Here is a 16,905-nt window from a genome sequence, read left to right on the forward strand (position 1 = left end):
CGGCCGCCGTGGCCGCCGAACGCAAGAAGATCCTGCTCCGGCTGGATCCCGTGGTGCACGACGCGCTGGCCCGCTGGGCGGCCGACGACCTGCGCAGCACCAACGCCCAGATCGAGTACCTGCTCCGGCGGGCGCTGGCTGACGCCGGCCGGCTGCCGACAGGCGTCGGCAAGATCCGCCGCCCGGGCCGTCCGGCCAAGGAGGAAGACGATGAGTAGGACACTGGTGACACCGCTGAGGCGGCCGCCGACGCCGGCGCGACGCGTGCCGCGCCGACGGAAGGCAGTTGCGCTGGGCAACGCAAAGGCCCCGGATGCCTTGGCTGCAAGGCTTTTCCTGCTGGCCTACGATCCGGAGCGCGGGCGGCCGGTGGGTCGGTCGAAGCTCGGGAAGTTGCTCCGGGCCGCGGCGCTGACCGACCTGCAGCTCAACGGGAACCTTGCCGACGACAACGGCCGGGCCAGGCTGACGATGGCGGCCGCGCCCGCCGATCCGGTGCTCGCCCTTGTCCTCGAGGACATCCGCGCCGTCGGCCCGCGGAAGTGGCGGCACTGGGTCGACCGGCGGCAGCGTGCCATCGTCCGCGAGGTCCGCGACGACCTCGAGCGCGCCCGCATGATCAAGGTCGAGCCGCACCGCATCCTCGGCCTGATCCCCGCCGACCGCATCACCCTCCGCCACCCGCTGGTACGACGCCAGATCCTGCAGAGCGCGCGCGACACCCTGCGACCGTCTCGCCTGGTCAGCCGCGTGGATCTCCGGGACGCCGCAATCGTCGTCCTGGCGTCCACGGCAGACCTACGGACCGTCGTCACCAAGGAGCAGCGCATCCGCCACAAGGACCGGTTGGCGCAGTTGGCGGTCCGCGTCGGTCCCGTCGTACCCGCTCTGAAGAGGTCGCTGCAGCAGTCGCAATCTTCCGCGGGCGGCTGACCTTGCGGGGTGCTATGGTTCGTTACTCAAGTAACTAACCCAGGAACCGGAGAGGGGGCCGTGGTGTTCGACGATCGGAGTCCGATCTACCTGCAGATCGCGGAGCAGATCAAGAACGACATCGTCACCGGCGCCCTCGCCGAGGACGAGCAGGTGATGTCGACGAACCAGTACGCCGCGTTCTACCGGATCAACCCGGCCACCGCGGCCAAGGGATTCGCGCAGCTGGTCGACGAGGGCGTGCTGTACAAGAAGCGCGGGATCGGGATGTTCGTCAGCCCGAACGCCCGCGACCTGCTCCGCACCGGCCGGCGCGACTCGTTCTTCGCGGACGTTGTCGACCCGATGATCCGGGAGGCCAAGGCGATCGGCGTACCCCTCAAAGACGTCGTCCAGCACATCCGCAGCTACGGAGAAGCCTGATGACCACGCTGACAGACACCGCCCTGACCGTGCGCACCGAGGACCTCTCGGTCCGGTTCGCGGGGGTGCCCGCGCTCGACCGGCTGGACCTGCGCCTGGCGCCGGGCAAGATCCACGGACTGCTCGGCCGGAACGGATCCGGCAAGAGCACGCTGACCGCGACCCTGGCCGGCTTCCGGCGGCCGGACGCGGGCCGGGTATGGATCGAGGGCGGCGACCTCGGTACGGCGCAGGAGCCGTACGAGAACGCGGTCGTGACGAGCCGGGTGTGCCTGATCCGCGAGTCTGGCGACCTGATCGACGCGGCGCTGGTGCGGCATGCGATCGGTCTCGCCGCGAGCCTGCGCCCGTATTGGGACGACGAGCTCGCCGGCGATCTCCTGGACCGCTTCGAGGTCCCGTTGAACAAGAAGGTGCAGAAGCTGTCCCGCGGTAAGAAGTCCGCGCTCGGGGTCGTCCTCGGCCTGGCGAGCCGGGCGCCGCTGACCATCTTCGACGAGAGCTACCTGGGCATGGACGTCCCGTCCCGGAACCTGTTCTACGACGCTCTGCTCGCCGACTACGCCGAGGTGCCGCGCACGGTCCTGCTGTCGACCCACCTGGTCAGCGAGGTCAGCACGATGCTCGAGGAGGTGGTCATCCTCGACAACGGACGCCTGGTCACCCAGTCGCCGGTGGACGCGCTGCGCGGTCGTGGCGCCTCGATCGTCGGCCCGGCCGCGGCGGTGGACGAGTTCACCGCCGGCTTCACGGTGCTCGCGGAGGATCGGCTCGGCGGCACCAAGTCCACCACCGTCCTCGGCGACCTCGATCCGGCTCTGCTCGCGCAGGCCGCCGCATCCGGTCTCGAGATCGGGCCTGTCGGCCTGCAGGATCTCTTCGTCCACCTGACCGCCCCGACGGGAGGCCGCTCATGAGCGCAACAGTCGACAACCGCACGCGTCCGGCCGAGCAGGCGGTCGCTGACGCGACCCTGCCGCGCGGTGTGACGACAGGCCACCGGTTGCGCCAGATCCTGCTCGCGATGTGGGTCGGGATGCGGCCGATGCTGGTCGGCTACTGGATCGTGATGCTGGTCGGCTTCCTGATCGTCGGCATCGGTATCAAGGCCGCGACCGGCGGAATCGACCACAGTACATGGGATTACGGCACCCAGTCGCCGAAGTACTTCTCGATGGCGGTCGGCATCATCATCACCCCGGCCTACCTGACTCTGCTCGTCGCCCAGGGCATCACCCGGCGGATGATGTCCGTTGCCGTGAGCATCTATCTCACCGGTGCGGCGGCCGCGACCGCCGTGCTCTGGGTGCTGGTCTACCAGGTCGAGCACTTGATCTACGACTGGGAGGGCTGGAGCCAGACGCTCGCCAACCCGCACCTGTTCACCAGGACCTCGCAACTGGGCCTGATCTTCGCCGAGTTCTTCCTGCTGATCCTGTCGCACGAGGTGGCCGGATGGTTGCTCGGGATCACCTTCGTCCGGTTCGGGTTCTGGCGGGGCGTGCTGCTCCTGCCGCTGTCGCTGATCCCGGCCGCGGCCGCCGAGTTCCTGCTCGTCGCGCAATGGCTCGCGGACGTGCTGAACGGTCTCGGCTATCACCGCCCGCCACTGGCCGTCGCCGTACCTTCCGTCCTCGTGGTCAGTGCTCTCGGTCTGTACGCCGGCTATCTCGTACTGCGACCGATGGCGATGAAACAAGCGAAAGGCTGAGCGATGTTATGCACAGGGGGTGTGTATAAGTCGGCCGATTTCTGTGGATGGTTGCGCGGTCACTGTGGACGACACGCACTGGCTCGCGAAGTAGTCAAAACTCTTGGCAGGAAAGGGTTGTGCGACCTGGCTCGCGGCGGTAGAAATGTCGACACGCTACTTCTGATCAGAGGTGGCGGGTCGAACGGAAACCGAGGACCTTCACGGTGGGGATCCCCACCGAGGTAGACCGGTGACGGGGTCTGCCGGCCCCTACGGACCCGTTCGGGAGGCTGGAGACGTCACCTTCCTTCAGCTAGTGGGGCCCCTCCGACTCATACTCGGAGGGGCCCCGCCTCGCGTCGGCCACGACACTTGTGTCCGGTAACGGCACCTGCAGGTATCGATAACCCGCGGGTCCGGGCAACAGAAAGCCGGCCGGCGCACAGAACGGTTGTGCGCCGGCCGGCGATCCGGGGGGCCGTGCCGTACCGGCCACGACCCCGCGGTCTCAGGCGAGGGTGATCTTCAGTGCCGAGGACGCGCCGCGCGCCGGCACCTGGACCTCCACTCCCCGCGTCGTCGTGACCAGCTTGTAGGCCGCGCTCCGGCCGTCGAGGGTCACGCTCCTGACCTTCGCACCGGACGGCAGCACCGCACCGATCGTGACCGATGCGCCGACACCCTTGACGGTCACGTCGGTCCGCAACTCCTTACCTGTAAGGCGTTCCGAGACGTCGACCGATCCGCGGCCGACCCGGATGTTGCTTCCGGCCACCTTGTGCTGACCCTGCGGCAACTGCGGGATCACCGAGACCCGGCCGTGCCCCAGATCGGGGTCGACGCCGAGCTGCTGGTGGATCACCGGCCAGAGGATGCCGTACGCACCCCAGGCCTGCAGCGCCATCGAACGGTCGTAGAACGGCCGGCCGATGTTCGCCGGGGAGTCCGGCGAGGGAGCGATCTCCGGCATCGCGCCGGGCGTCTCCCACACCGTCGGGTCGAGCTGGATCCGGGCGTTGCCGGTGGTGTACACCTGCTGCTGCTTCGTGCCCAGCCGACCGAAGTTGCCTTCGGCAACCGCCATGATCGAGGTGTTCAGGCTGAAGATGGCGCGCTCGCTCTGCACCTGGGAAACCACCGAGTCGCACGCATCGCCCTTGTTGCCGGCCGGGTCGGAGGTCGGCCCGGTGCCGGTGTGGAAGAGCCCGAATTCCCCTGTGTAGCAAGAAGTCTCACGTTGGTCGAGAGCGGTCTTGGCGTGATCCGCCGACGCGAGTGGCGCGTTCGACTGGCCTGGGCGGACCAGGACTGCCTCCATCGGTGTGACACCGATCCAGTGCCGCTGGAAGATCGGCGTGTTGTCGTTCGCCGGGTCGGTCGGGCTGTCGATGGAGTCGGCGTACCCCATCGCCTGCGGGACCCACCACTGCGCCTCGAAGCGGGACTCCAGGTCGTTCGCGCGGGTGGTCGCCCACTGCTGGACCGTGCTGTCGTGCTTGGACGCGGCGAGGTCCGCGAGGTCGCGCAGACCGCGGGCGAGGTAGACGGTGCTGTCGAGCTTCTCCACGCCCATCCCGGCACGCTCGACGTTCGCCAGGCCTTCCGGCCAGCCGTCGCCGTCCTTGTCGAGCTCGCGGTAGACGTACTGCAGGTTGCGGACGCTGAAGTCGTACATCTCGTCGCGGAACCTGTTGTCGCCGGTCCACCGCCACAGCAGCGCGACGGTGCTGGGGAACTTCACCGTCTCGTCGGTGTTACCCGCACTCTGGTTGGAACCGAAGTACACGTCACCGGTCGGCGTCACTTCGTGTGCGACCTTGCCGCTGCGGTTGTTCAGGATGTCGCTGACGTCGCGCAATGCGCGCAGGTGCTGCTTCACGGTGTCGAACTGACCGGCCGCGACGGCGGCGTACGCGGTGTACTCACCGTCGGTCGCGAACAGCCACGGATAGTCCGGGAAGCCCGCGCCGAACCAGCGCGCGGTCGGGACCGTGCCGACCGGAGCCGGATAGTCCTTGCCCTCGTTGACATCGCGGATCCGCAGGTTGTGCGACTCCTGCACGGAGTCGGCCAGGTTCTGCTTGCTCCACTCGACGCTCTGCTGCAGTAGCCGGTCACCAGGAAGGTCCACCGCGGACTGGGCGTCGATCTGCTTCCGCTCGGAAGCCTTTGCCTTGAGCAACTTCTCCGGGTTGCTCAGCGCCTTGCCGTACTCGCGCTGCGCCGCCGACGCACCCTGGTCGGAACCGGCCACCGCGAACCAGATCGTCTTCTGCTGACCGGGTTTGAGGTTGACGTCGTACGTCAGTTGCCCGCCGGTGCCCTTGCCGACCAGCGAGTCGTCACACCGCGCGGGCGTCGTCCCGTCGGCCGGGCAGATCACCGCCGGGTCCTGGGGGCCGCGGTGGTTCGGGCCGAGTGCGTGGGCCGTCGGACGCAGGGACGATCCGACGAACGCGGCGTAGTCGTGGGCGGTCGCGTTGGGGTACGTCGGTGTGCCCTGCTCCTGGAAGCGGAGTGCACCGTCGGCGTACGCGCCCGTGTCCGGGAGGTTCGCGTCGGCCGCACCGGGTGCGGTCCAGCCCCACGGGTAGGACTGCATCAGCTCGGAGTGCGCGTCCACGGCCAGCTTGACCGTCTTCGCCGTACTCGAGCTGAGCGTCAGGCCGACCAGCGTCGCGCGGACGCCGTCGGGGACGAAGTCGGTACGGCGGACGGCGACGGAACCGGAGTAGTCGATCCGGCTGTAGCCGTGGCCGCTGGTGTACTTCGCGGCGGCGACGTCCTTGCCGAGCCAGTTGCCGTCCAGGCCGAACCAGAGCCCGTCGAGCAGTTTGATCGGCTGGGTCCAGAACCCGCCCATCTCACCGCGGATGTGCCAGCCGCTGGCCGGGTACAGCCCGCTCTCGTCGCCCATCGCGTAGGCGCGATCGCCGACGACGAGCGACCGGCGGTCGGCCAGGCGGGTTGTCGTGGACAGCTCGGACGATCCGCCGGTCTGAGCGGAGGCGGCCGTCGCACCGGCGGCTGAGCCCGTGGTGGCAGGGCCGGCGGCTGAGCCGGTGGTGGTCGGGCCGGCGATCGCGGACGCTGTGCTTGCCAGCACGGTGGCGGTGGCCAGCAAGGCGACGCCGGCGGTCTTGCGGACCGGTTTGCGGCGCGGTGGGGCGGTGCTGTGTCCGATCAAGGATCGGACGTCGGGTCGTGGAGTCATGGCGGTTCCTCCTTCTCGCGGCGCTCGGGGTTGCGCCGCATCAGCCAGGGGCTGAGCTGCCCCTGATCACCAGTTCGGGTTGCAGCAGACGTTCGATCGGTGCCCCGGAATCGGCACCGGAATCAGCGTCGGTGTCGGCGGCGGTCAGGATCGTGATCAGCTCGGCGGCGATCCGGTTCATCGGTTGCCGCAGGCTGGTCAGGCCGGGGGACACGACATCGGCGAGCGGTGAGTCGTCGAAGCCGGTGATGCCGACGTCCCGGCCGGGGGTGAGGCCACGGCGGCTGAACTCGCGGAGCGCGCCCAGGGCGAGAATGTCGCTCAGGGCAACGATTCCGTCCGGAGGCCGGTCGGAGTCGAGCAGGTCCGCGGTGGCGCGGGCGCCCTCGTCGAGGCTGTCCTCGCGGCACCGCACCGACAGGCCCGCGGTCGGCAGGCCGAGCGCCTTGCATTCGCTGCGCCAGCCGCCGAGACGGTCCTCGGCCAGGCCGGACGACTTCGGCCAGCCGATGAAGGCGATGCGCCGGCGGCCGGTCTCGTGCAGGTGCCGGACCGCTGTGGCGGTGCCGGCCGCGCCGTCGACGTCGACCCACGGGCCGGGCTGGGTGGTCTCCTTCCAGACCCGGCCGAAGGACACGAACGGGATCTTCTGGTCCTTCAGCCAGCCGTGCCGTGGATCGTGGGTCTCGGTCTGCGAGAGCACGAACCCGTCGACCATGCGGCGCGCGTGCAGATCGTCGTACACCTCCATACCGTCGACGCCGGCCGGAGCGGTGAACAGCAGGATGTGGCGGCCGCTGCCCTCGGCCGCCGCGCACAGCGCGTGCAGGAACTGGTCCATCACCAGATGGGTCTGGTTCGGCCAGTTGGGCACGCAGTACCCGATCAGTTCGACCGCGCTGGTGCGTAGGCTGCGGGCGTTACGATTCGGCCGGTAGTTGAGCAGTTCGATCGAGCGGTTGACCCGTTCGAGCGTGTCGGGGCGGAGCCGCTGCGGCGCGTTGAGCGCGTTGGACACCGTCTGCACCGACACCTCGGCGTGGGCGGCGACCTGCTTCAACGTGGCCACGGCAACCTCCCACGGGGGTTTGAACGTTAAAAACACCCGCAGTCTCCCCCGCGACCTTCGTCGTGTCAACGGCTCAGAGCGTCGGCGGTCCGGGCCTGACGACGGCGAAGGTGTCCTCCACGCCGGTGGGCGGGATCCAGCGTCCCCACCACGTCGCACCCGCCGCCGCGAAGGCCGCCGGGTCGCCGCCGCTGACCTTCACGTCGAACCTGCCGGACGCGCCCCGCTCTGCCAGCAACCGGCGTACGTCGTCCGGCATGAGCTGCTGCGGTGCGTCGGTGCGGCCCTTGTAGGCGCAAGATCCGTCCCACCGAAGGATCCTGCGCCGCACGGCCGGCACGAGCAGATCCCCGCCCACCCAGATCGGTATCCGCGGCTCCTGCACGGGCCGCGCGGTCAGCTGTACGCCGTCGAGCTGGTAGTGCTCGCCCGCAAAGGACACCGGCCGCCCGGTCCACAACCGATCGATGACTGTGAGGGACTCGTCCAGCATCTCCGCCAGCACCTTCGGCGTCAGCCCCGGCAGGAACGGATCGCCAGGGTCCCCGATCCCCACCCCCAGGACGAACCGCCCGTTCGACAGGTGATCCAGAGCGACCGCCTCGGCCGCGAGCTTCCACGGACTGCGCCGGGGCAGCGGCGTCACCGTCGTACCGATCGTGATCCGCGAGGTCGCCGTCGCCATTGCCGCCAGACAGATCCACGGATCGTAGGTCGGTTCGGAAGCGTCGCCCTGATAGACGAGGTAGTCCTCCAGAAACATCCCGTCCCACCCCGCGGCCTCCACCGCGCGGGCGAGATCCGCGAGTCCGCGCGGATCCCGCCCGGCGCCCACCGCGCCGACCGTGACCGAGAACTTCATGCCGCCGACGCTAACCGCGGCCACCGACAGTCAGGCGGCGTGGCCGCCGTCGATGGTCAGGTCGGTGCCGGTGACGTACGCCGTCTGCGGTCCGGCCAGGTAGGTGACAGCGGCCGCGACCTCGGCCGCCGTACCGAACCGGGGCAGGGCCAGATTGGTCAGCTGAGCGGCGGCGAACGGGCCGTCGGCCGGGTTCATGTCGGTGTCGATCGGACCCGGGTGGACGACGTTGGAGGTGATGCCACGCTCTCCCAGTTCGCGGGCTAGGGCCTTGCTCAGGCCGGTCATCGCGGACTTGCTCATCGCGTACAGCGTCATGCCCGGTCCGGGGACCCGCTCGGTGACACAGCTGCCGAGGTGGATCATCCGGCCGCCGTCGGACAACCGCGGTACGGCGGCCTGCGCGGCGGCGTACGCGCCCCGGACGTTGATCGCGAGCACCCGGTCGACATCGGCCAGGGTGAGCTCGGTGATCGGGGCGATCGCGCCGACGCCGGCGTTGTTGACCAGGATGTCCAGTCCGCCGAGCCGATCCGCGGCCTGCTGTACGCCGTCTGCGACCGCCACCGCGTCCGCGGCGTCGACCTCGAGTGCGAACGCCCGCCGTCCGAGCGCCTCGATCTCCTTCACCACCTTGGCTGCTGCGTCGGCGGAACTCTTATAGGTGAAGGCGACGTCGGCCCCACCTTCCGCGAGTGCGATCGCGGTCGCGGCGCCGATCCCGCGGCTGCCACCCGTCACCAGGGCCTTCTTGCCAAGTAGTTCGTTCATGTCCTCCAGTCCACCCACCTGCGCGAGCCGAAGCTGGCGGAAATCGGACCCCGGATCCTGGCGTCGCAATCCCGCGATACCTCGATGGCGCAAAACCGCTAGAGAACTGTCGGTGGCGGCAGGGATGCTGGAGCACGTGTACGAATGCCGGGAGCGATGCATCCGCGCCGTCCAGTCCAAGGACGCGCGCTTCGACGGGTGGTTCTTCACCGCTGTGCTGACGACGAAGATCTACTGCCGGCCGAGCTGCCCGGTGGTGCCGCCGAAGGTCGAGAACATGCGGTTCTACCCGAGCGCCGCGGCCGCGCAGCAGGCCGGATTCCGCGCCTGCAAGCGCTGCCGGCCGGACGCGAGCCCCGGCTCACCGGAGTGGAACGATCGGGCCGACCTGGTCGCCCGTGCGATGCGGCTGATCGCGGACGGCGTGGTCGACCGCGACGGCGTACCGGGCCTGGCCGGACACCTCGGCTACAGCGTCCGCCAGGTGCAGCGTCAACTGCACGCCGAGCTCGGCGCCGGGCCGCTCGCGCTCGCCCGCGCCCAGCGCGCGCAGACCGCTCGGCTGCTGATCGAGACCAGCGAGCTGCAGATGGCCGATGTCGCGTTCGCCTCGGGGTTCTCCAGCGTGCGGACCTTCAACGAGACCGTGCAGGAGGTCTTCGCGCTCGCGCCGACCGAGCTGCGCCGCCGGGCCCGGCGAGGCACGACGACCTCCGCGCCCGGGACGATCTCACTGCGGCTGCCGTTCCGCGCGCCGCTCACCCCGGACAACCTCTTCGGTCACCTGATCGCGACCGGCGTGCCAGGGGTGGAGGAGTGGCGCGACGGTCACTACCGGCGCACGCTCCGGCTGCCGCACGGTCACGGCGTGGTCGCGTTGCGGCCGATGCCCGACCACATCGCCTGCCAGCTCTCGCTCACCGACCAGCGCGACCTGGCGATCGCGATCAGCCGCTGCCGCCGGATGCTCGACCTCGACGCCGACCCGATCGCCGTCGACGATCTGCTCAGCACGGATCCGCTGCTCGCGCCGCTGATCGCGAAGGCGCCGGGGCGCCGGGTCCCGCACACGGTCGACGGTGAGGAGTTCGCTGTACGCGCGGTGCTCGGTCAGCAGGTGTCGACAGCGGCGGCGCGGACGCATGCGCATCGGCTGGTGGTTCAGCATGGTGAGCCGATCGAGGACGCGGCCGGTGGACTGACGCATCTCTTCCCGACGATGCAGGCGCTGGCGGGGCTCGACCCCGAGACGCTGGCGTTTCCGAAGTCCCGTCGTACGACGCTCACCACGTTGATCGCCACGCTCGCCGCCGGTGAGATCGATCTGGGTGCGGGCGCGGACTGGGATCGCGCGCGTGAGCAGTTGGCCGCGCTGCCGGGGATCGGGCCGTGGACCGTGGAGTCGATCGCGATGCGGGCGCTCGGTGACCCGGATGCCTTCGTGGCCAGTGATTTAGGTGTTCGATACGCCGCGCGTGATCTAGGATTGCCGGAAGCCCCCAAACCGTTGACCGACCACGCGCGTGCGTGGCGGCCTTGGCGTGCGTACGCGGTGCAGTACCTCTGGGCCACCGGTGACCACGCCATCAACAAGATCCCGGAGTGAGCATGACAGTGTTGATGCCTCGCCTCCGGCGAGGCGGGTCATGGGGCTTTTGCTCCCGGCCTTCCCTCGTCGCTCCAGTCGCTTCGCTCCCTCCACTCCTCACTCCAGGCCGGGAGGCCCCATGACCGAGCTGACCACCGACCGTCTACTCCTGCGCCAGTGGCGTGACTCCGATCGCGAGCCGTTCGCGGTGATGAACGCGGACCCGACCGTGATGGAGCATTTCCTGTCCCCGCAGACGCGCGAGCAGAGTGACGCCCTCATCGACCGGAACATTCCCGAGATCGACGGGCGCGGCTGGGGCCTGTGGGCGCTGGAGGTGCGCGAGACGGGCGAGTTCATCGGCTTCACCGGGTTGTCGGTGCCGAGCTTCGAGGCCCACTTCATGCCGGCGGTCGAGATCGGCTGGCGCCTGATGAAGGGTGCCTGGGGCAACGGTTATGCGACCGAGGCGGCCCGGGCGTCACTCGCGCACGGCTTCGGCCCGGCCGGGCTGGAGGAGATCGTCTCGTTCACCACGACCACCAACCTGCCGTCGCAGCGGGTGATGCAGCGGATCGGGATGACCCACGACGAGGCGGGCGACTTCGACCACGTCCGCATTCCGGCCGGCCACCGGTTGCAGCGGCACGTGCTCTACCGGATCAACCGTGCGCAGTGGGAAGCAACGCGTTGACGTACGCCGTCATGGACAGCCCGCTCGGCCCACTCACGCTGGTCGCGACCGGCGCGGGTGAGCTGGCCGGGCTGTACATGGCCGAGCATCGGCACCGGCCGCCGATGGAGACCTTCGGGGACCGCGACGACTCGGTCCTGCCCGCGGTCGCCGCGCAGCTCACCGAGTATTTCGAGCACGGCCGGACGACGTTCGACCTACCGCTGCACCTCGCGGGGACGCCGTTCCAGCAGCAGGTCTGGACGGCGCTCCAGGACATCCCGTACGGCGAGACCACGACGTACGGCGATCTCGCGCGGGAGCTCGGCCTCGTGCCGGGCGCCTCCCGCGCGGTCGGCCTGGCCAACGGCAAGAACCCGATCAGCATCATCGTCCCCTGCCACCGCGTCGTCGGTTCCACCGGCAGCCTGACCGGGTACGGCGGAGGCCTCGAACGCAAGCAGGCACTGCTGGACCACGAGCGAGGCGACGTCCTCTTCTGAAGAAAGTGCTCACTCGATGAGCACTTATCCGGCGCATGCTCGTCGTATGAGCATCACTGACGAGGAAGCGCTGACGTGTGGATCCGCGGCCGAGTGGCGCGAGTGGCTGGCCGCGAACGGGCGGACGGAACGCTCGGTCTGGCTGATCGTGCGCCGTGACGAGGGTGGGGTGAATCTCGCGACCGCGGTCGAGCACGCGCTGTGCTTCGGCTGGATCGACAGCAAGACCGTGAAGCGCGACGGCCGCAGCACCTACCAGTGCTTCACCCCACGCAACCCGCGCAGCACCTGGAGCAAAGTCAACCGCGACCGCGTCGACCGCCTGACCGCCGCCGGCCTGATGGAACCACCCGGCCAGGCACTGATCGACCACGCCCGCCACACCGGCACCTGGGACCTCTTGGCCGACGCCCAAAACCTGATCGTCCCCGCCGACCTCGCCGCCGCACTAGCCGCGAATCCCCAGGCAAACAAGCACTTCCAGGCCTTCCCACCCTCCGCCCGCCGCACCATCCTCGAGTGGATCACCCTCTCCAAACGCCCCCAAACCCGAGCCACCCGCATCGCCCGAACCGTCACCGAAGCAACCCACAACCACCGCGCGAACACCCCCCACTGACCTACCCACGCGCCCGAGGGGCTGGGCGGGGGAGTCAGGTGGGGGTGTTCGCCGGGTTGTCGAGGTGGTTGGCGGCGGGGGCCTGGGTGGGGGTCGCGGGCTTGGTCCTGGACAGGCGGCGGGCGACTGGTTCGGTGTAGCGGGCGGCGACCGGGCCGAGGATGACGAGGATGAGGACGTAGGCGGTGGCGAGGGGGCCGAGTTTTGGTTCGACGCCGACGGCCAGGCCGGCGATGACGATGGAGAACTCGCCGCGGGCGACCAGCGTGCCGCCGGCTCGCCAGCGGCCGGCCGACTTGATGCCGGCGCGACGGGCGGCGTACCAGCCGGTGGCGATCTTCGTGAGGGCCGTGAGTACGGCGAGGCCGAGAGCGATCGCGAGAACCGGCGGGATCCTGGCAGGGTCGGTGCTCAGCCCGAAGAACACGAAGAAGACCGCGGCGAACAGATCCCGCAGCGGGCTGAGCAGGTTGCGCGCGCCGTGCGCGACCTCGCCCGACAACGCGATCCCGACCAGGAACGCGCCGACCGCCGCCGACACCTGCAGATGCTGCGCGATGCCCGCGACCAGCAGCGTCAGCCCGAGTACGACGAGCAGCAACATCTCCGGGTTGTCCGAGGAGACCGCCCGGCTGATCACCCGCCCGTAGCGCAGCGCGATGAACAGTACGACGCTGACCGTACCGAGCGAGATCAGCAGCGTCACGCTCCCGCCGGCCAGCCCCACACCGGCGAGCATCGCGGTCAGGATCGGCAGGTAGACGGCCATCGACAGATCCTCGAGGACCAGAATCCCCAGCACCACAGGGGTTTCGCGGTTGCCGAGCCGGCCGAGATCGCCGACCACCTTCGCGATCACGCCGGACGACGAGATCCAGGTGACCCCTCCGAGCGCGACCGCGGCGACCGGCCCCCAGCCGAGCAGCAACGCGACGGCCGCACCGGGCAACGCGTTCAGCAGGAAGTCGACCGCACCCGACACGTACTGCGTCTTGAGTGTGCCGACCAGATCCGACGCGGTGTACTCCAGTCCGAGCAGCAACAGCAGCAGGATCACACCGATCTCGGCGCCGGTGGCAACGAACTCCTCACTGGCTGCCAGCGGCAACAAACCGCCGTGCCCGAACGCGAGTCCGGCCAGCAGATAGAGCGGGATCGGGGAGAACCCGAGCCGCCCGGCGATCCGGCCGAGGATGCCGAGGGCAAGGATGACCGCGCCCAGCTCGATCAGCAGGGCAGTGATGTTCTCGTGCACGTCACCCTCCCGCGATCAGATCGGCGACGGCGTCCACACCTTCACGCGTGCCCACCACGACCAGCGTGTCCCCGGTCGCGAACCGGAAGTCCGGCGTCGGCGACGGGGTCGCGCCGAGACGCCGCAGTACGGCGACGATCGACGCGCCGGTCCGGCTGCGGGCCTGGGTGTCACCGAGGGTGCGACCCGAGTACGGCGACTTGGCCGTGACCGGGATGTGTTCGGTGACCAGGTCGATCTCGATCTCGCCGCGGACCGGGTCGAGCGGCGCGGGGATCAGCAACTGCGCCAGCGCCGCGGCCTCGCCGGGATCCAGCGGGACGGAGTCCCGGCAGGCGTCGTCGTCCTCGGGGTCGTGGAAGCCCAGGAACCGCCGGCCGTCGTTGTGCACCACCACTGACACGTGCTTGCCACCTTCGGTGATGAGGTCGTACCGGGTGCCGATCCCGGGCAACGTCGTTCTGGTCGGGTGGGCCTGGTGGTCCATGATGCTCCGATCCGCGATAGCTGGCGTCTGCAATCAATTGTCTCAAACTCTGAGTCTGCGGTCCGGGAAACGGCTGTGATCTGGCCCCCAGCCCGATGTGATCTGCCGTGCACTCAGATGCACTGCAACGAGTTGCATAGGTAGAGTCCCTGGTATGGCGTTGGAGCACGCGATCCTGGTGGCCCTGAGCGAGCGGGACGGGTCCGGCTACGAGTTGGCCCGGCGGTTCGACCGGTCGATCGGCTACTTCTGGCCGGCCACGCACCAGCAGATCTACCGGGTGTTGCGCCGGATGGACGAGGCCGGCTGGGTGACGCACACCGAGATCGCCCAGGACGGACGCCCGGACAAGAAGGTCTATCGGGTGTCCGCGGCGGGCCGGGAGGAGCTCTCGCGCTGGCTGGCCGAGCCGGAGGATCCCGCCGTACTGCGGGATGGGCTCGGCGTGAAGTTGCGTGGTGCGTCGCTCGGCGATCCAGGCGTCGTACTGCAGGAGATCGAGCGGCACCGGGCCGAGCATGCGACGCGGCTCGAGGTGTATCGCGGGATCCAGCAGCGGGACTTCCCGAAGCCGGCCAAGCTGCACGACCGGGACCTGCACCAGTACCTCGTGCTCCGCGGCGGGATCCGGGCCGAGGAGTCGTTCGTGGACTGGTGCGACGAAGTGATCGAAGCCCTGCGGAAGGACCACTGATGACCGCATATCCACACGTCACCGCGCCGCTGGATCTCGGTCACGTCGTGCTGCCCAACCGGGTGATCATGGGCTCGATGCACACCGGCCTCGAGGACAGGCTCAAGGATCTGCCGAAGCTGGCCGCGTACTTCGCCGAGCGGGCTCGTGGTGGCGTGGGTCTGATGGTGACCGGCGGCTATGCCCCCAACCGCACCGGCTGGCTCACGCCGTTCGGGTCGAAGCTGACCAGTCGTCGCCAGGCCCGCAAGCATCGCCTGCTGACCGACGCCGTCCATGCCGAAGGCGGCCGGATCGCGCTTCAGATCCTGCATGCCGGTCGCTATGCCTACCATCCGTTCAGCGTGTCCGCGTCGGCTCTCAAGGCGCCGATCAACCCGTTCAAGCCGCGGGCGCTCTCCGATCGCGGAGTCCGCAGGCAACTGAAGGCGTACGTCGATTGCGCCGCCCTGGCGCGTGAAGCCGGGTACGACGGCGTCGAGATCATGGGCTCCGAGGGGTACTTCATCAACCAGTTCCTGTCCGAGCGCACGAACAAGCGCACCGACCGCTGGGGCGGCAGTCCGGAGAACCGCCGCCGCCTCGCCGTGGAGATCGTCCGCCAGACGCGTGAACGCGTCGGCGACGACTTCCTGATCATCTATCGCCTCTCCATGGCCGACCTGGTCGAAGGCGGCCAGACCTGGGACGAGGTCGTTGCGCTGGGCAAAGAGATCGAAGCGGCCGGCGCGTCGATCATCAACACCGGCATCGGCTGGCACGAGGCCCGGGTGCCGACGATCGTCACCTCGGTGCCGCGGGCCGCGTTCACGAGCGTGACGGCCGCGTTCAAGCCGCACGTCGGCATCCCGGTCGTCACCTCGAACCGGATCAACCTGCCGCAGGTCGCCGAGGAGGTGCTGGCCCGCGGCGACGCCGACCTGATCAGCATGGCCCGGCCGTTCCTGGCCGATCCGGACTGGGTGCTCAAGGCAACGACCGATCGGGCCGACGAGATCAACGTCTGCATCGCATGTAATCAGGCCTGTCTGGACCATGTGTTCGCCAAGCAGAAGGCGAGCTGCATGGTCAACCCACGGGCCGCTCGCGAGACGGAGCTGCGGTTGCTGCCGACCCGTCGTACGAAGAACATCGCGGTGGTCGGAGCCGGGCCGGCCGGGCTGGCCGCCGCGGTGACGGCGGCCGAGCGTGGGCATCGGGTCGAGTTGTTCGAGGCGGATCAGGAGATCGGTGGGCAGTTCGGGATCGCCCGGCGGATCCCTGGGAAGGAAGAGTTCGCGGAGACGATCCGGTACTACCGGCGACGGCTCGAGCTCACCGGTGTGAAGTTGCACCTCGGTCGGCGCGCGACGGCCGGGGACCTCGCCGGCTTCGACGAGATCGTGCTCGCGACCGGCGTCGTACCGCGGGTGCCGGCGATCCCGGGCATCGATCACCCGAAGGTCCTGTCGTACGTCGAGGTTGTCCGCGAGGGCAAGCCCGTCGGGGCGACCGTTGCCGTGATCGGCGCGGGCGGGATCGGTGTGGATGTGAGTGAGTTCCTGACCACGGAGGCGTCGCCTGCGCTCGACCTGGCTGCGTGGAAGGCCGAGTGGGGTGTCGCGGACCCGACGGTCGCGCCTGGTGGGCTGACGAAGCCGAGGCCGGAGCCGTCGCCGCGGAAGGTCTATCTGTTGCAGCGCAAGGCCGGGAAGATCGGCGCCGGCCTCGGCAAGACCACCGGCTGGGTGCACCGCGCCGCACTGAAGAGCAAGCAGGTCGAGCAACTCCGCGGCGTCAACTACGAACGCATCGACGACGAAGGCATCCACCTCACCTTCGGCCCGCGCCATGAGAACCCCCGCGTCCTGGCTGTCGACACCATCGTCATCTGCGCCGGCCAAGAACCGGTCCGCGATCTCGCCGACGCCCTCGCCCCCACCAACCGCCCCATCCACCTCATCGGCGGCGCCGACGTAGCCGCCGAACTCGACGCCGAACGAGCCATAGACCAAGCCACCCGCCTCGCCCTCACCCTCTGATGCCGTACTAGAGCGCTCGGCGGAGTGCTCTAGTGCGCGCTGGCCTCAGATAACGAGTGCAGTGCACCGTGTACGGCGTACGCGCACTAGTTTGAGGAGA

At 69.2% G+C, this 16,905-nt stretch carries 17 protein-coding genes; 11 read left to right on the forward strand and 6 right to left on the reverse strand.

Annotated features, from left to right (window positions below; all coding sequences use genetic code 11):
• Positions 1 to 8 precede the first annotated feature (8 nt).
• From OG876_RS19990 to OG876_RS20010, 5 genes are all read left to right on the forward strand, one after another.
• Positions 9 to 218 carry a hypothetical protein gene (locus OG876_RS19990; RefSeq protein ID WP_328526396.1) on the forward strand — a complete coding sequence of 70 codons (210 nt, stop codon included), beginning with the start codon at positions 9 to 11 and terminating at the stop codon, positions 216 to 218.
• Positions 211 to 933: a GOLPH3/VPS74 family protein gene (locus OG876_RS19995; protein ID WP_328526397.1), complete on the forward strand. Its 723-nt coding sequence runs from the start codon at positions 211 to 213 to the stop codon at positions 931 to 933. Before OG876_RS19990 ends, OG876_RS19995 begins: the two co-directional genes overlap by 8 nt.
• Before the next feature lie 63 nt (positions 934 to 996).
• Complete coding sequence (locus OG876_RS20000) at positions 997 to 1,356, forward strand: GntR family transcriptional regulator (RefSeq protein ID WP_328526398.1); 360 nt, start codon at positions 997 to 999, stop codon at positions 1,354 to 1,356.
• Positions 1,356 to 2,273: an ABC transporter ATP-binding protein gene (locus OG876_RS20005; protein ID WP_328526399.1), complete on the forward strand. Its 918-nt coding sequence runs from the start codon at positions 1,356 to 1,358 to the stop codon at positions 2,271 to 2,273. The genes OG876_RS20000 and OG876_RS20005 overlap by 1 nt, the downstream gene beginning before the upstream one ends.
• A complete protein-coding gene (locus OG876_RS20010; protein WP_328526400.1) occupies positions 2,270 to 3,067 on the forward strand; it encodes a hypothetical protein in 798 nt (265 codons plus the stop codon). The genes OG876_RS20005 and OG876_RS20010 overlap by 4 nt, the downstream gene beginning before the upstream one ends.
• 490 nt (positions 3,068 to 3,557) lie before the next feature.
• Here the strand turns inward: OG876_RS20010 and OG876_RS20015 are convergent, their stop codons facing one another.
• From OG876_RS20015 to OG876_RS20030, 4 genes are all read right to left on the reverse strand, one after another.
• Complete coding sequence (locus OG876_RS20015; RefSeq protein ID WP_328526401.1) at positions 3,558 to 6,263, reverse strand: glycogen debranching protein; 2,706 nt, start codon at positions 6,261 to 6,263, stop codon at positions 3,558 to 3,560.
• 40 nt (positions 6,264 to 6,303) lie between these two features.
• Positions 6,304 to 7,332 carry a LacI family DNA-binding transcriptional regulator gene (locus OG876_RS20020; protein ID WP_328526402.1) on the reverse strand — a complete coding sequence of 343 codons (1,029 nt, stop codon included), beginning with the start codon at positions 7,330 to 7,332 and terminating at the stop codon, positions 6,304 to 6,306.
• 73 nt (positions 7,333 to 7,405) lie between these two features.
• The gene (locus OG876_RS20025; RefSeq protein ID WP_328526403.1) at positions 7,406 to 8,194 is read right to left on the reverse strand and encodes an LLM class flavin-dependent oxidoreductase; all 789 of its coding nucleotides are present in this window, start codon (positions 8,192 to 8,194) and stop codon (positions 7,406 to 7,408) included.
• Between the two features lie 30 nt (positions 8,195 to 8,224).
• Positions 8,225 to 8,965 (reverse strand): SDR family oxidoreductase, encoded by a 741-nt coding sequence (locus tag OG876_RS20030; RefSeq protein ID WP_328526404.1) that lies wholly within the window; start codon positions 8,963 to 8,965, stop codon positions 8,225 to 8,227.
• Positions 8,966 to 9,077: 112 nt separating this feature from the next.
• Between OG876_RS20030 and OG876_RS20035 the strand changes: the two genes are divergently transcribed.
• The 4 genes from OG876_RS20035 to OG876_RS20050 all read left to right on the forward strand — a co-directional run bounded on the left by OG876_RS20035 (position 9,078) and on the right by OG876_RS20050 (position 12,348).
• Positions 9,078 to 10,571 carry an AlkA N-terminal domain-containing protein gene (locus OG876_RS20035; protein WP_328526405.1) on the forward strand — a complete coding sequence of 498 codons (1,494 nt, stop codon included), beginning with the start codon at positions 9,078 to 9,080 and terminating at the stop codon, positions 10,569 to 10,571.
• 121 nt (positions 10,572 to 10,692) lie between these two features.
• A complete protein-coding gene (locus tag OG876_RS20040) occupies positions 10,693 to 11,247 on the forward strand; it encodes a GNAT family N-acetyltransferase (RefSeq protein WP_328526406.1) in 555 nt (184 codons plus the stop codon).
• On the forward strand, positions 11,244 to 11,729 hold the full coding sequence (locus OG876_RS20045; protein ID WP_328526407.1) for a methylated-DNA--[protein]-cysteine S-methyltransferase: 486 nt from the start codon (positions 11,244 to 11,246) through the stop codon (positions 11,727 to 11,729). Before OG876_RS20040 ends, OG876_RS20045 begins: the two co-directional genes overlap by 4 nt.
• 46 nt (positions 11,730 to 11,775) lie before the next feature.
• Entirely contained in the window at positions 11,776 to 12,348 is a 573-nt protein-coding gene (locus tag OG876_RS20050; RefSeq protein WP_328526408.1) for a YdeI/OmpD-associated family protein, read from the forward strand.
• A 34-nt stretch (positions 12,349 to 12,382) separates the two neighbouring features.
• Here OG876_RS20050 and OG876_RS20055 read toward each other — a convergent pair whose 3' ends face one another.
• On the reverse strand, positions 12,383 to 13,603 hold the full coding sequence (locus OG876_RS20055) for a cation:proton antiporter (RefSeq protein WP_328526409.1): 1,221 nt from the start codon (positions 13,601 to 13,603) through the stop codon (positions 12,383 to 12,385).
• A 1-nt stretch (position 13,604) separates the two neighbouring features.
• The gene (locus tag OG876_RS20060; RefSeq protein ID WP_328526410.1) at positions 13,605 to 14,090 is read right to left on the reverse strand and encodes a cation:proton antiporter regulatory subunit; all 486 of its coding nucleotides are present in this window, start codon (positions 14,088 to 14,090) and stop codon (positions 13,605 to 13,607) included.
• Between the two features lie 154 nt (positions 14,091 to 14,244).
• Here OG876_RS20060 and OG876_RS20065 point away from each other — a divergent pair, with 154 nt between their 5' ends.
• Both OG876_RS20065 and OG876_RS20070 read left to right on the forward strand, forming a co-directional pair.
• A complete protein-coding gene (locus OG876_RS20065) occupies positions 14,245 to 14,784 on the forward strand; it encodes a PadR family transcriptional regulator (protein WP_328526411.1) in 540 nt (179 codons plus the stop codon).
• Positions 14,784 to 16,805 carry an NADPH-dependent 2,4-dienoyl-CoA reductase gene (locus OG876_RS20070; protein WP_328526412.1) on the forward strand — a complete coding sequence of 674 codons (2,022 nt, stop codon included), beginning with the start codon at positions 14,784 to 14,786 and terminating at the stop codon, positions 16,803 to 16,805. Before OG876_RS20065 ends, OG876_RS20070 begins: the two co-directional genes overlap by 1 nt.
• Positions 16,806 to 16,905: the final 100 nt, after the last annotated feature.

Source organism: Kribbella sp. NBC_00359, from assembly GCF_036097425.1.
Classification (GTDB): domain Bacteria; phylum Actinomycetota; class Actinomycetes; order Propionibacteriales; family Kribbellaceae; genus Kribbella.

What these genes read in the sequence shown, in the direction of transcription:
- OG876_RS20005 (WP_328526399.1), top strand. Translation starts at nt 1,356, where the DNA reads ATGACCACGCTGACAGACACCGCCCTGACCGTGCGCACCGAGGACCTC.
- OG876_RS20025 (WP_328526403.1), bottom strand. Translation starts at nt 8,194, where the DNA reads ATGAAGTTCTCGGTCACGGTCGGCGCGGTGGGCGCCGGGCGGGATCCG.
- OG876_RS20015 (WP_328526401.1), bottom strand. Translation starts at nt 6,263, where the DNA reads ATGACTCCACGACCCGACGTCCGATCCTTGATCGGACACAGCACCGCC.
- OG876_RS20060 (WP_328526410.1), bottom strand. Translation starts at nt 14,090, where the DNA reads ATGGACCACCAGGCCCACCCGACCAGAACGACGTTGCCCGGGATCGGC.
- OG876_RS20070 (WP_328526412.1), top strand. Translation starts at nt 14,784, where the DNA reads ATGACCGCATATCCACACGTCACCGCGCCGCTGGATCTCGGTCACGTC.
- OG876_RS20010 (WP_328526400.1), top strand. Translation starts at nt 2,270, where the DNA reads ATGAGCGCAACAGTCGACAACCGCACGCGTCCGGCCGAGCAGGCGGTC.
- OG876_RS20065 (WP_328526411.1), top strand. Translation starts at nt 14,245, where the DNA reads ATGGCGTTGGAGCACGCGATCCTGGTGGCCCTGAGCGAGCGGGACGGG.
- OG876_RS20030 (WP_328526404.1), bottom strand. Translation starts at nt 8,965, where the DNA reads ATGAACGAACTACTTGGCAAGAAGGCCCTGGTGACGGGTGGCAGCCGC.
- OG876_RS20050 (WP_328526408.1), top strand. Translation starts at nt 11,776, where the DNA reads ATGAGCATCACTGACGAGGAAGCGCTGACGTGTGGATCCGCGGCCGAG.
- OG876_RS20040 (WP_328526406.1), top strand. Translation starts at nt 10,693, where the DNA reads ATGACCGAGCTGACCACCGACCGTCTACTCCTGCGCCAGTGGCGTGAC.
- OG876_RS19995 (WP_328526397.1), top strand. Translation starts at nt 211, where the DNA reads ATGAGTAGGACACTGGTGACACCGCTGAGGCGGCCGCCGACGCCGGCG.